Origin of the sequence: Calothrix sp. NIES-2100 (assembly GCF_963875285.1) — a bacterium.
In the GTDB taxonomy this organism is placed as follows: Bacteria; Cyanobacteriota; Cyanobacteriia; order Cyanobacteriales; family Nostocaceae; genus Aulosira.
In genome coordinates this window covers 5149671-5163632 of sequence record NZ_CAWNLA010000001.1, presented here as the reverse complement: position 1 = coordinate 5163632, position 13962 = coordinate 5149671, and the positions used below count along the sequence as shown (strand labels likewise).

12 protein-coding genes are annotated in these 13962 nt (G+C 42.3%); 10 read left to right on the top strand and 2 right to left on the bottom strand.

Features of this window, described 5'->3' with window-relative positions; all coding sequences use genetic code 11:
* Positions 1 to 14: 14 nt before the first annotated feature.
* From AACU32_RS21200 to AACU32_RS21165, 8 genes are all read left to right on the top strand, one after another.
* Entirely contained in the window at positions 15 to 404 is a 390-nt protein-coding gene (locus tag AACU32_RS21200) for a hypothetical protein (protein ID WP_096603004.1), read from the top strand.
* Complete coding sequence (locus AACU32_RS21195) at positions 340 to 3084, top strand: hypothetical protein (protein ID WP_096603002.1); 2745 nt, start codon at positions 340 to 342, stop codon at positions 3082 to 3084. The genes AACU32_RS21200 and AACU32_RS21195 overlap by 65 nt, the downstream gene beginning before the upstream one ends.
* A 130-nt stretch (positions 3085 to 3214) precedes the next feature.
* Positions 3215 to 4006: a hypothetical protein gene (locus AACU32_RS21190; RefSeq protein WP_096603000.1), complete on the top strand. Its 792-nt coding sequence runs from the start codon at positions 3215 to 3217 to the stop codon at positions 4004 to 4006.
* A 252-nt stretch (positions 4007 to 4258) separates the two neighbouring features.
* The gene (locus tag AACU32_RS21185) at positions 4259 to 5305 is read left to right on the top strand and encodes a hypothetical protein (RefSeq protein WP_096602998.1); all 1047 of its coding nucleotides are present in this window, start codon (positions 4259 to 4261) and stop codon (positions 5303 to 5305) included.
* Positions 5306 to 6130: a hypothetical protein gene (locus tag AACU32_RS21180; protein ID WP_096602996.1), complete on the top strand. Its 825-nt coding sequence runs from the start codon at positions 5306 to 5308 to the stop codon at positions 6128 to 6130. It abuts the gene before it with no gap.
* Between the two features lie 3 nt (positions 6131 to 6133).
* Complete coding sequence (locus tag AACU32_RS21175) at positions 6134 to 6826, top strand: hypothetical protein (protein WP_096602994.1); 693 nt, start codon at positions 6134 to 6136, stop codon at positions 6824 to 6826.
* Positions 6827 to 6835: 9 nt separating this feature from the next.
* Positions 6836 to 8416, top strand: a complete 1581-nt coding sequence (locus AACU32_RS21170) for a TrbI/VirB10 family protein (RefSeq protein ID WP_096602992.1) — start codon at positions 6836 to 6838, stop codon at positions 8414 to 8416.
* Between the two features lie 143 nt (positions 8417 to 8559).
* Positions 8560 to 9126, top strand: coding sequence for a hypothetical protein (locus AACU32_RS21165; protein ID WP_096602990.1), 567 nt, complete (start codon positions 8560 to 8562; stop codon positions 9124 to 9126).
* Positions 9127 to 9174: 48 nt separating this feature from the next.
* On the opposite strand, the gene AACU32_RS21160 is transcribed toward AACU32_RS21165, so the two are convergent.
* Positions 9175 to 10320 carry an RNA-guided endonuclease TnpB family protein gene (locus AACU32_RS21160; protein ID WP_096608104.1) on the bottom strand — a complete coding sequence of 382 codons (1146 nt, stop codon included), beginning with the start codon at positions 10318 to 10320 and terminating at the stop codon, positions 9175 to 9177.
* A 52-nt stretch (positions 10321 to 10372) separates the two neighbouring features.
* Here AACU32_RS21160 and AACU32_RS21155 point away from each other — a divergent pair, with 52 nt between their 5' ends.
* The gene (locus AACU32_RS21155) at positions 10373 to 10513 is read left to right on the top strand and encodes a ribbon-helix-helix protein, CopG family (protein ID WP_096602988.1); all 141 of its coding nucleotides are present in this window, start codon (positions 10373 to 10375) and stop codon (positions 10511 to 10513) included.
* Positions 10514 to 10636: 123 nt separating this feature from the next.
* Here AACU32_RS21155 and AACU32_RS21150 read toward each other — a convergent pair whose 3' ends face one another.
* Positions 10637 to 11887: a glutamate carboxypeptidase gene (locus AACU32_RS21150; protein ID WP_339378143.1), complete on the bottom strand. Its 1251-nt coding sequence runs from the start codon at positions 11885 to 11887 to the stop codon at positions 10637 to 10639.
* Between the two features lie 362 nt (positions 11888 to 12249).
* Here AACU32_RS21150 and AACU32_RS21145 point away from each other — a divergent pair, with 362 nt between their 5' ends.
* A complete protein-coding gene (locus tag AACU32_RS21145; RefSeq protein ID WP_096602986.1) occupies positions 12250 to 13434 on the top strand; it encodes an NAD(P)H-quinone oxidoreductase subunit H in 1185 nt (394 codons plus the stop codon).
* Positions 13435 to 13962: the final 528 nt, after the last annotated feature.

Here is a 13962-nt window from a genome sequence, read left to right as displayed (position 1 = left end):
TTGAGCGATTTGTGATGTCTCAAGAACCAGACAAAGACTTTCGTCCAGTCAATCAAATTTTAGGCTCTCAACCATCCCTCGGCCCCATACCAGCAGATCAAATCTTACCGTGGACAGTCATTGCCCTAGCAGCCTATTTTATAATTAACGGCATCTTTGGCGGACTATTTCAAGATGAATTTAAAAAATGGATGTGGACATTCCTAATCGCCGCTTGGGGAATGGCAACCTGGTGGATCTTAACTGGTGGTAGAAGTTGGAGCTTTTTAAGTAAATTTATTGGTGTTCCTGCATGGACAAGAGGCTTTGCACGTTATCAAAGCTTGTTGGAAGTAAATCATGAAGCAAAAAATCGGAAAACAAAGCATCGGTACCGCCGGCAACGCCAGGTTAACACCGTTTGAAGATGCCTTACACCTAGCCACAATGCTGCGCGTCTCCTTTAATAGACGAGATATCGGCGCTTATATTTTAACCAAAGGCAACCAAAAAGATAGATTTTGCTTTGTGTTTGGGTTTGAATGTCGTGGCATTCATAGCACCTTGAGAAGAGAACAAATCGATACAATTTTTGACAACATCGAAGCCGGATTAAAAGACATCCCCAGCGGCGAAAAAATGACGTTGCATTTGGGGTCATTTATTGACGACAAAGAACGACAACAAGAATTAGCCGATTTAGCCAGAAATAGCAGTTCTCGGGATATCAAATACTTGTTAATGGCAGAACGAGCCAGAACTAAAGAATTGACAAATTCCGGGATTCGCAAACCAAAATTTCTGCGGATTTATGTCACATACACCGTGGAACCAAATGCTGCCAATGCAGATGATGTAATTGAGAAATTTTTAGCCAGAACCGAAGCTTGGTGGTTGAAATTTAAAGGGGATATTGCCGAAGTAGAAAACCAGCGCCTAGAAACCGTAATTACCAACGCCTATAAACAAGGTTTTAGTCGTTGGGAACAACTGTTATCTAACAAAATGGGCTTAGATATTAAGCCATTAACCGCCACACAACTATGGGGAGAAATCTGGAGAAGATTTAACGATACGCCCCCGATAGAGATTCCCCAATTGCTCACCTTAGATGAAAGCGGACTGCACGAACAAGTTTATTCCGACTTGCCGAGTACGAAACTTTTAGTCGAGAATATTCACAGTACCACCTTACTGATGGAATCTGGTGTTCCTTGTGCAGACAGGCGGTGGGTGAATGTCAACAATCGCTATATTGGCGCACTCACATTTTTAGATAAACCCGGTGGCTGGGCAAATAAATCCTCCCAACTGCGCTATTTATGGGAAGTATTATCCAGAGAAACTGTAGTAGATACAGAGATATTTTGTCAGTTAACAGCCGCAAATCCGGCATTAGTAAAGACTACCTTACAACGAGTCCTGAAGCAGTCAAATATGACAGCCCTCATGGCTCAAGAAAAAAGTAGAACAATTGATGTCAATGCCCAATTAAAATTAAAGAAATCCGTAGCAGCCCAAGAACAATTGTTTGAAGGAGCCGTACCTATATATACAGGGATAGCTATGTTCGTCCATCGTTCTAGTGTTGAACAATTGGATGCAGCCACAAGATATATTGAAAACTGTTTTCAACGCCCAGCCAAGGTAATTAGAGAAACCGAATATGCTTGGAAGATTTGGTTACAATCGTTGCCGATAGTTTGGGAAGGTTTATTAGTCAAACCCTTTAATCGGCGACAGTTATATTTAACTAGCGAAGTTCCCGGATTAATGCCTTTGGTATTAACTAGAAAAGGTGATAGTCAAGGCTTTGAATTAATTGCCTCGGAAGGGGGTACACCGATACATTTAGATTTATTTACCCAACACAAAAATTTAGCATTATTTGCCACAACCAGAGCCGGAAAATCGGTGTTGGTGTCGGGAATTTTAACCCAAGCTTTAGCTCATAATATTCCGGTGGTCGCCTTAGACTTTCCGAAACCCGATGGCACATCCACCTTCACAGATTATACAGAATTCATGGAGGAGAATGGAGCCTACTTTGATATTTCTAAACAATCGAATAACTTATTTGAGCAGCCAGATTTGCGTTCTTTAAGTGAAGAAGAACAACGGGACAGAATGCTTGATTATACCGCATTCTTGGAATCAGCTTTGCTGACAATGGTATTGGGGTCAGCCACAGAAAGCCCACTGCTAGGACAAACTGTACGCTCCTTAATAAATTTAGCATTAGCGGCATTTTTTAGCGATCGCGGTATCAAACAGCGTTATCAAGATGCAATGGACGGGGGTTTTGGTTCTCTAGCTTGGCAAAAAACCCCAACTCTCAAAGATTTCCTCTATTTCTGTTCCCCAGAACATTTAGAACTCGACTCCCTTAGCAGCAGAGTTGAAGATGCATTGAGTCAAATTCAGCTACGCTTGCGATTTTGGCTTTCTAGTCGCGTCGGACAAGCCATTTCCGCCCCATCCAGCTTCCGCACAGATGCCAAACTTTTAGTATTTGCACTGCGCAACCTCTCCGATAGCGAAGATGCAGCCGTACTTTCCTTGAGTGCTTACTCCGCCGCCTTACGCCGCGCCCTCAGCAGTCCCGCCTCGATATTCTTTATTGATGAAGCCCCAATTTTGTTTGAATTTGACCAAATCGCCAATTTAGTCGGCAGAATTTGTGCTAACGGTGCAAAAGCGGGGATTCGCGTCATTTTATCTGCACAAGACCCCGATACCATCGCCAAATCCAAAGCTGCATCGAAAATTTTACAAAACCTCACCACCAGATTAATCGGTCGAATTCAGCCAGTAGCGGTGGATAGTTTTGTCGATATCTTGAAATATCCCAAAGAAATTATCGCCCGTAATGCTTCCGAAAGCTTCTTCCCTCGCAAAGAGGGGATTTATAGCCAGTGGTTGCTAGATGATAACGGGATTTATACATTCTGTCGCTACTACCCAGGTTACGAACAATTGGCTGTAGTTGCTAACAATCCCCACGAACAATCTGCACGCCAACAATCAATGCAACGACACCGAGATAAATATGAAGCAATTTCTGTATTTGCGCGTCAATTAGTAGCCTCATTGCGCGGGAGTTGAGAGGTAGGGGAAGGGACAAGGGGGACAAGGGGGACAAGGGGGACAAGGAGGATGAGGGAGACGCAGGGACACAGTGAAAAACAAATGACAAATGACAACTAACAACTGACAACTGACAAATAACAAACCTATGAAAAAAACTATTATTTTTACCCTCGGTTTAGGATTGCTAGTAACACTACCAGCAATGGCAGAATTAGGCAATGTTTTAGTTGATTTTCAATCCTACTCCGCCGAATTACAAAACTATCTCAAAAATAATTTAAGCACCACATTAAAGCCTGTAGAAATGCAGTCTCAAAATGCAATTAATGAATCTACAGGACAGTTGAACTTACCCAATCCAGTCGCAGCGGGAGATAGGTTAGGAAATGTGGTGATTGTCAATTCCATCTCAGATAAATTCGATAATAATCCGGCGCTCAAATCTACAGTCGCTACTAATGAAATTAATCGCCTAGTTACTCGCAGTTCTGTAGCCAGTGTTTTGGGTAAAAATGGACAAATTAGAACAAAACTCAAGTTACAAGAAACTCAAGACACTCTAGAAAATATTGCTCAAATCGCACAAGAGGCAGATCAAAGCTATCAAAGTATTCTTAATGGCTTACCATCACAACTCACTCAAGCAGGTGCTGCAAGTATTCCGGGTTTAGGTTCGTTATTCAGTGGTCAATCTGATTTACAACTAAAAACTCTCAAAATTCAAAGTCAGCAATCCAAAATTGCAGGAGAAACCCTAGCTCAGACGATGCAAGTCAACCATTTTATGCAATATTCTAACTTAAATTTAGCCAGCATTTCTCAACAAATGGAAGAAAACAATCGGGCGCGGCGAGTTGATTCATCGGCGGAAGCTGCAAGGCTGTTACGCACAACTTCGCAAATGGATTTATTTGGGAGGAAGGAAATTAAAAAGTGAATAGTCATTTGTCATTTGTCATTTGTCATTTGTCAGTTGCCCAATGCCCAATACCTGGTAGGCTGAGTTTCGACTACGCTCAACTATCGCGAAGTCGTACCCTACGGGAAGCAAGCTACGCGCAGCGTCTCGCAGAGAAGCCCAATGCCCAATTCCTGGTAGGCTGAGCGAAGTCGTACCCTACGGGAAGCAAGCTACGCGCAGCGTCTCGCAGAGAAGCCCCATGCCCCATGCCCTAATTTAAACCTTAAAATGCAGTATATTTTACAAGTTCCTGCGGATACAGGCATTAGAGAATTTATCGGCAATGGCGCGACAACTGCCCAAAGTATTGCCGAAAGCTGGGAGAATCAATGGCTAGATTTATTACAAAAAAATCCCAGTGAAAATATTTATGGCGCTTTAACAAATTTAGGTATATTTTTTGCGGTGGGAACTTTATTATTTTTCCTCATGCAATGGTTGAAAGATGTCCTAGAAGGTGAATTTTCTCGTCCCATATCATCTATGATATGGCCGTTTGTGGTGGTGATTTTGTTAAATAATTCTGGAGATGGCAGTATTCTTTCTAGTTTGACTTTAGGGGTACGCAACTTTATCAATTCGGTAAATCAGCAAGTAATCGCCACAGCAGATGCTAACTCGGTTTATCAGCAGGCGCTAAATATGAGTGTGGCGGAAGAGGTGGCTGGTGCTTTACTACGTCCTTGTCAATCTTTGAATGGTGAACAACAATCTCAATGCTTTACTAAAGCATCAGAAAAAATTAATAATCTCTGGCAAGAATATAAAAATTTATATGGTAATAAAGTCTGGATTGAACGCTTAGAAAATAAGGTAAATCAGATTAGCTATGGCACAGGATATATCTCGGAAGGTTCTTTTAATGCATTGTTAGGTTCTACGGTACAAACTAGTATAAAAAACTTTTTAGTTTCCTTACAATATGCTTTTCAAAATTTAATCGAGGCGACGATGTTGCTGATAGCAGCTTTAGGGCCTTTAGCGGTGGGTGGTTCCTTACTACCAGTAGCAGGTAAACCGATTTTTGCATGGCTGACTGGGTTTATATCTTTAGGGATTGCCAAAATTTCATTCAATATTATTGCTGTGTTAACTGCTGCTGTGATTGTGAATGGCCCAGCCCAAGATCCCAATGCTGACCCTGATTTAATGTGGTTCATGATTTTCTTAGGAATTTTAGCACCGATTTTATCTTTATTAGTAGCAGCGGCGGGAGGATTTGCAGTTTTTAATGCGATTGGGAATACAGCTTCTTGGGTGAAAGAGAGGGTATAAATGGTACGGTTATTAGAGAAAAAACAACGTACTGCCAGTATTTTAACAATTTTTGCGATCGCTACTTTTGGATTGCAGCTATTACTGTTGCTGTTTTTAATCGCCCAAGGCTTGAATATTCGCCAACTGAGTGTGAGAAAACAGCCGAATTTTGTGCAGATGGTTGATGGTAAAGCTGTTGATTCTGGTGATGATTTAGTTAGAGATAGCGAAGCAATTCGCCAATTCATTAGTAAAACGATGACATTAATCTTTGACTGGTCAGGAACTTTACCGCCACAATCCCTGGAAGAATTTGGTAAGCCTAAACCAGATTTGGGAATACTAATTAAAACCCCCAATGGTGGTAGTCAAAAAGTGACTACTAGTAGTTGGATAGCTAGTTTTGCCTTTGCTGAAGATTTCCGCAAAGGGTTTTTAGGTCAAATTGCGCTGATGACACCACCAGAAGTTTTCGCCAATAATCCGCAACAAATTATCTCAGGACAATTAGTAATTAAACGGGTTTATCCCCCGAAAGAAATTTCACCAGGTAAATGGCAAGTGGGGATGGTAGCTGACTTGATTCAAACTAAAAAAGCTGATGGCAAAAAGTTAATTGTTCCTTTTAATAAAGATATATTGGTGCAAGCAGTAGATTACTTTGATTATCCCCAATCTGAACAACTAACAGTTTTACAAAAAGCAATTTATTTGGTGCGGGCTGAGAGATTAGAAATTTATGAGATGCGGAATTTATGTTTAATTGATAAGTATGATAATTTGGAAGGAGCAAAATCAACTCAATGTGAAACCGAACAAAAATCTGGCAATTTTACTAGATAAACAATGCAAATACTGAAAACAGAAAATAAAAAGACTAATATCTTACCATTGTTTGCCATTGGCACATTGGGAGTACATCTGTTAACTTTGTTGGTATTGATGTTTCACTGGTCGATTTTGCAGCGATTAAATCGGCAAACAACATTGCCAAGTTTGGTACAATTGGCTGATGGTCGGGCAATTACAGTCAACCCACAAGAAAATTTAGAACGAGATCAACAAACAATTCGGCGATTTGTGGGCGAAACAATGACTTTAATGTTAACTTGGTCACAGCAGCAACCACAAAATACTGTTTGGGAAATTAGTTCTCAATTAGTAACTGAAGATTTTCAGCCCAAATTACAAACCAAAATTAATAACTTAAATCCCAATAAAAAATTAAATAACTACAATCAATCAGATGAGCAGCTATTAGCGATCCAGAGAATTTCTCAACCCGAAAAAATAGCTGAGGGTAAGTGGAAAGTCGAAATGGTTGCTCATCAATTAGTTTTTCAGGGTGCAGATAGACTTGGCGAGTCGATTCCCGTTAATCAACAAATTTATGTCCAAGCTACAGATGAACAAGTTACTTCTTTACCTCAGTCTGCAATTCCTTTGCAACAGGCTGCTTACCGCCTAGGTTCGGCTAGATTACAAATCTACAAGATTTGTGACATGAAAGATAAAAGTTGTTCGGAAAATTCACCCTAAGACGTACTTATGACTCCCTATTCAAGTTCAGCAAAAATTTCTGCAAGTAAGAATTGCCAACTAGAAGAAATTGATTCTCAAGATTGGGAATTAAGAATGGCAAAATTAGTCGGGTTAGAAAATGGAGAATTCTCCTTTGACCGCGATGAAACAATAGAAGAATCAGGTATCTCAGAGCCTGAAATTTCGCAACCATCAGAAGTAAAAACGGAGCAATCTTTTGCCGGAAATCCCTTTGCTAAATTAGGCTTAGTAGGTACAGCGACTTTCGCTGTGGTTCTGTTTGCTGGTGGGTTTTTAACTCAGATGATGAGTAGCAACAATCAAAAACCAAAAAGGAAGAATATTACTTCCCCAGTGAAAACGCCGATAGTAAATGAATCTCCACCGCAAGAGTTAGAAATCGAAAAGTTGAAAACTAAATTAGCACTCACCGAACAAGCAGAGGCGGTGAAACTAGCACAACAACAACTGAGAAATACACAAATTCAACCACAGTCAATAGCCGCAAAACAAACGCCAAAAAGCAACGCACCGAAAATAGTCACAGTTGAACGCATCGTTAATGTACCGCAACCTCCACAACAAGCGATCGCCTCTCTACCTTTACCACCCTCTCAACCTTTACCACCATCCCAACCCCAGCTTTTAGCTGTCAAACCGGATATTCCCCCAGCAATCAAAGAAACTCCCAAACCTAAACTAGATCCCTATCAAATGTGGACAAATCTAGCTAAGTTAGGTAGTTATGGTCAGGTAAGCCAAAATCAACAGACAGCAAATGTCAATAATGCTGAAACTGCCAATAATCCCAACATACAGCAACAGGCAACTAACCCTCAGCCTGAATCAACCCCAGAGCCAGGAACTCAGAATGCAAGCACAACAGAAGACTCAACTCTGATTGCAAATAAACAAACAAAGCAGGGTTCCAAATCCTTAGCAGTCGGGAGTAGCGCTAAAGCTGTGCTAGCCACAGCTGTATTTGGCGAAACCTCTAATTCCGCCGCTAATAATGGCGAGGAAACCGCCAAAAATACATTTGTCGTGCGGTTACAAGAACCTTTAAAAGGTGTAGATGGAAACGTTGCTATACCTGCGGGTACGGAGTTATTAACAGAAATTCGTACTCTTTCCGAACAAGGGTTACTACAGCTAAATGTGGTGAAAGCGATCGCTAAAGATAGTAATGGAATATCTGAAAATAGCTTACCGCCAAATGCCATCATGATTCGCGGTTCCCAAGGTAAACCGCTGGTAGCAAGACAATATCCTAATCGTGGATCATCCATTGCCAGTATGGATATAGGACTGTTTGTTTTGGGTGGTTTAGGTAAAGCCGCCGAGTTAATGAATCGGACTGAATCCCAAGTTGTCACAACTAATGCAGGCGGTACTGTGGTTAGCACTAATAACCCAGAACGCAACATGATCGCAGCAGCCTTAGAAGGTGGGATGAACACCGTAGTCCCGCAAATTGCCCAACGCAATCAACAAGCAATCTCCGACATGATGCAGCGAACCAACGTTTGGTTTTTACCAGCCGGTACAGAAGTTGAAATCTATATCAATCAGACAATGGAATTTTAAGGATTAATGGGCATTGGGCATTGGGCATTGGGCATTGGATATTTCTTATTTATCATCCTTGTTCTCCTTGTCCTCCTTGTCTCCCTTGTCCCCCTTGTCCCTCCTGCCCCCTGCCCCCCTGCCCACTCCTTCCCAGTTCAGCCATGAAGAAAAACAGCAATTTTCGCGCAAATATCTTAAATAATTCTTATTTTCTACCTCTGGCTTCTTTAGGTTTTGTGGCTGCAATCTTATTAGCAGGACGCGCTGTAGCTGAGAATGCTGTTCTGCGATCGATTTTTTCCTGTCAAGCTCAAGGTTTAAGCGGAGTAGTACCTACTATTAAAGTTTGGTATCAGCAGGGTACAAACCTCAGTTTTATTCCGGCGGGAGAAAAAATTAAAAAAGTTTGGTTAAATGACCCGTCACAGGTAACCATAGATTTTGACGGGCCGATGTGTATGCAGTTCGGTCAAGGAGGTAATACAGGAGATTGCCAAAATTCTTCAGCAAACGTCATGCAACTCAGACGGATTAAAAAGCTGCCAATTCCCGGTTTACCTTATACTAACAATACATTATTAACAGTAATTACCGAAGGGTCAGAAAAAACTAAATTGTATACATTCCGAGTTTTATATGGTGATGACAGCCCGGAGTATCATACTTTAGCTGTATTTCCTGATACTTCTACTACAACTGACTCACCTTGCGCGAGACCGCCGCATTGACATACTCACCGACGTAGAACGTCGGCGATTCTTGACGGCTCCCAGCAACTAGCTACTCTTCGTAGTCTTATGGTCGCTCCCCGTCCGTTTAAGGTCGTGCCGATGCCCCATGCCGACCATTTCTATATTTCGGGACGCATTATCATCTCTGTCGTGTTCAGTGTTGCAATTCAAGCACAACACTGAACGAACAGATAAATCAATCTTGCCCCATCGATACCCACAACAAGAACAAGTTTGGCTGGTGGGTTCCCATCTATTAATTACTCTGAAATCTCGACTAAATTTTTCACATTTAGCCTCGCATAATACCCGAAATTCTCGCCATCCCTGCAAGCTAATCGCCCTTGCCAACTTGCGATTTTTAACCATTCCCGACACATTCAAATCTTCCAAAACAATAGTTTGGTTCTCACTAACTACTTTGGTTGATAGCTTGTGCAAGAAATCTTTGCGGGTATCCGCAATTTGATTGTGTCTGTTGGCAATTCTTATGCGAGTACGTTCACGACGTTGAGACCCTTTCTGTTGCCTTGCTAGCTTGCGTTGTAATTTGCGGATTTTGCGGTCTTTTTTTGAGTAATCGGGACTTGCTGCTTTGTCCCCATTGCTCATAACTGCAAAAGTTTGAATTCCTAAATCAATACCAATGCTTTGGTTTTTGGCATCAATATGAATAGGTTCTATTTCTACAACAAAGCTAAGAAAATAGCGGTCTTCGCAGTCTTTGATGACTGTTACGCTTGACGGGGATGACGGTAAACGTCTAGACCAAATAGGCTTAACGTTACCAATTTTGGCTAGATATACGAACGTACCTTTAATTGAAAAACTGTTGAGCGTAAACCTTGCTCCCTGCTTACTTGTCTTCTTTTTGAATCGCGGAGTTCCTGCTTTTTTCCCTTTTCGCTTACCCTTAAGAAAATCAAAAAAGTTCTTGTAGGCAACGCCTAAATCGGCAACTGACTGTTGCAATGGAGTTACTGAAACATCAGACAACCATGAGCGTTCATCAGTCTTTTTGGCTTGTGTAATTACAAGCTTTTGTAATTCGCTGTTCTTGGGAAGTTTTTCGGACTGCTTGCAGATAGCCAAAGCATCGTTATATACAACACGTACACATCCAAACAACTGAGCTAGGCTTTGTTGCTGTTGTGGTGTTGGATAGAAGCGATACTGGTATCTTGCTTTCACTAATTTTCCTCTTGGTTTGTGATGATTGTATATCATCAAGATATACAAAACAATGAATAAAAGCGTATTTTTTCGATTAACAGAGGAAGAGCTAGCACATCTTGAAGACTATTGCCAAGCAACTAAAAGAACAAAGTCTGATGTACTCAGAGAATTAGTTAGGAAGTTAAAAATTAATAAAAAGTCGCCCTAGAAGGGCGAGGCTTCAGACCCATTATTTTGGTGAGGGGGATGGGGGAGTGTGGGAGAGGGTGGGAGCAGGGGGGCAGGGGGGCAGAGGGGACAGGGAGAAATTACTATGACAATTGACAATTGACTAGTTTGCAGATCCCAAATCCATTAACAGCTTGGTGAGTAAGTAAATTCGCGGTGCAATCCGATCCAAATTGATATATTCATCTGGACTATGCGCACCCCCACCTACAGGCCCAAGTGCATCAAGTGTGGATGTGCCCACGGAGGCAGCGTAGTTACCATCAGTACCACCGCCACTGCCTTCAACTCCCAGCTTGAGACCAATTGTTTGATAAATGGCTTGAGCTTTTTTAACTAACGCATCGGTTTTGGCATTGGGTGGAAACGGTGGACGACCTCGTTCTGAGATCACCTTGATTTCAGTGCAAGGCAACAGTTTGTTTTGTGATAACCGCGTAAAGTCACGTTCGAGGCGAGTGTACTCTTGGGCTTGGAGTACCCGCACATCTGCCTGAACCTTGGCAGAATCGGGAATTATATTTCTGCGATCGCCTGCCTGGAAAACAGTAAAATTAACTGTCGTCTGTTTGTTGCGATCGCCAAGGTTTCTCAGTTGCAAAGTTTGGAAAGCTGCCTCCAATAGAGCATTACAGCCTTTTTCTGGTTCAGCCCCCGCATGGGCTGCTCGACCTTTGACTTCAAGTCCATAGTAACCAATTCCCTTGCGCCATGAGGTTACCTTATCTTCTGGGGAGCCAAATTCTAACACCAGCGCGATATCATGTTTTTTCGCAGTTTCTTTGATCAATTCCCGTGAACCCAACGATCCTTTTTCTTCATCTGGATTAATTAAAAAGGTAATCGTGCCAAATTCCTGAAAATTCAGTTCTCGCAAAATTTTCAGTGCTTCGATACCTAAGAGAATTCCGCCTTTGTCATCCATCACCCCTAGACCGTAGGCTTTGCCATCAACAATTTTAAAAGGATGTTGAGCTGCTTTTTCTTTGTCGAATACGGTATCAGTGTGGGCAAGAAGCAGAATCTTGCGTTTGCCAGTACCTTGAATTGTTGCCAGGATGTTCCGTCCAGCGCTAGGCGTTGCATCTATAGTTTTAACGTCAGCATCTACGGATTTCAGCTGCTCAATCACAAGGTTTTCCACCTGAGTCAGCCCCTGTTGATCGCCCGTTGCTGAATCAATGTTGACGAGGGTTTCCAGTATCGCCAAAAAGCCTGATTGTGCTTTCTGGGCTTTGTCATAAACTACTGTATCAGAGGCTGCTACAACAAAATGAGACTGTAAGAGCAGCAGAAACACTGACAAAATGACACCAAACAAACCCCCTATTACACAAGAAATCCGTAATCGCACAAAAGTTTTTTAGGTAAGATTTATACTCAGTTTTTAAACTTAATTTTGGTATATATAGCTAAAATGCACTATATAAGAGGAATTTAACGATATTAAATCACTATTAAGGCATTTAGTAGCAGATATTTTGAAGATAATCCTATTTTCCGAGTCCAGTCAATAACTTATTGCGGATTCCATATAATAATTGAAGAAGTGCAACAAAATTAAACATCAACCAAAATCCCTCGGCTGCCATCTTCTTTCCAACCTAAACCCATTACTCTCAAGAGTCTGATTGTGGCAGACAATATAAATTGGGTCTGGTTGGCATCTACGCGATCCAATTCTAAATTTTCATGAACGGGAGAACACTATAATCTATGGCCAGAATAGAAACCCGCACTGAACCTATGGTGCTGAATATGGGACCGCACCATCCCTCAATGCACGGGGTTCTGCGGTTAATTGTTACCCTGGATGGCGAGGATGTTATTGATTGTGAACCAGTAATTGGCTACCTGCACCGGGGAATGGAAAAAATCGCGGAAAACCGCACCACGATTATGTATGTTCCCTACGTGAGTCGGTGGGACTACGCAGCGGGGATGTTCAATGAAGCCGTCACTGTCAACGCCCCAGAAAAATTGGCAGGTGTGGCTGTACCCAAACGCGCCAGCTACATCCGCGTGATTATGCTGGAATTGAACCGAATCGCCAACCACTTGTTGTGGTTTGGGCCCTTCCTCGCTGACGTGGGCGCGCAAACTCCCTTCTTCTACCAGTTCCGCGAACGGGAGATGATTTATGATTTGTGGGAAGCTGCTACTGGTTATCGGATGGTAAATAACAATTACTTCCGCGTTGGTGGCGTGGCGGTTGATTTACCTTACGGTTGGGTAGATAAGTGCTCAGAATTCTGCGATTACTTGCTACCTAAAATAGACGAGTACGAAAAGTTGGTTACCAATAACCCCATTTTCCGTCGTCGGGTTGAAGGTATTGGCACAATCACCCGCGAAGAAGCAATTAACTGGGGACTTTCTGGCCCCATGTTACGCGCTTCTGGGGTGAAGTGGGACTTGCGCAAAGTAGACCACTACGAATGCTACGATGACTTTGATTGGGATGTGCAGTGGGAAACTGCTGGTGATTGCTTTGCCCGTTACGTAGTGCGGATGCGGGAAATGCGCGAATCTGTGAAAATTATTCGCCAAGCAATTAAAGGACTTCCCGGTGGCCCTTATGAAAACCTAGAAGCGAAGCGTTTAGCTGCTGGGAAAAAATCAGAATGGGATGCTTTTGATTACCAGTATATTGGTAAAAAAGTTTCTCCTTCTTTTAAGATTCCCAAAGGAGAAATTTACGCCCGTGTCGAAAGCGGTAAAGGTGAACTGGGCATTTATTTAGTGGGTGATGATAACGTCTTCCCCGCACGCTGGAAGATTCGCGCCGCCGATTTCAACAACCTACAAATTCTGCCTCATTTATTACGCGGAATGAAGGTGGCAGATATTGTGGTAATTCTCGGCAGTATTGACGTGATTATGGGTTCTGTTGACAGATAGTGTAGACACAAAGCGGTGAAGCAGTGCGTTGGGCGGGTTCCCCGACTTGAAGCAACTGCTGAACCCGGAGGGCTTGTCGCCAGACATCGCGTTTTTTGTTGAAATCAAACACATGCTAGGGGTGCAACGGTCGTTGTGCCCCTACTGCTTTTTTAGGCGTTATTAAGTATTGTAAAATTTTGTGATTTTCCTAGCTATATCAATCACTTTATGATATTAAAATTGCGTTGAAGAACGCAACCCAACAGTTTAAAACCTTGTATGTATTGGGTTTCACTTCGTTCTACCCAACCTACGTATCTGTCGCCTTCTTTTATTTAATTGGTATAATTTACCTCACGCACTAAGCAAAAGTATTCCAGAGAAAAAATATCATACAGCGCATTTCAGGTAAATGAGGTACGCCGGTAGGGGCACGGCACTGCCCATTGGTGTCAACTTAACACGAAACCCACTTGGTGACAACGTTTTGCCCTCATCTTCCCTCTTCCAAGGGAGCTACGATGTACACACAAGTCGGCAAAGTTC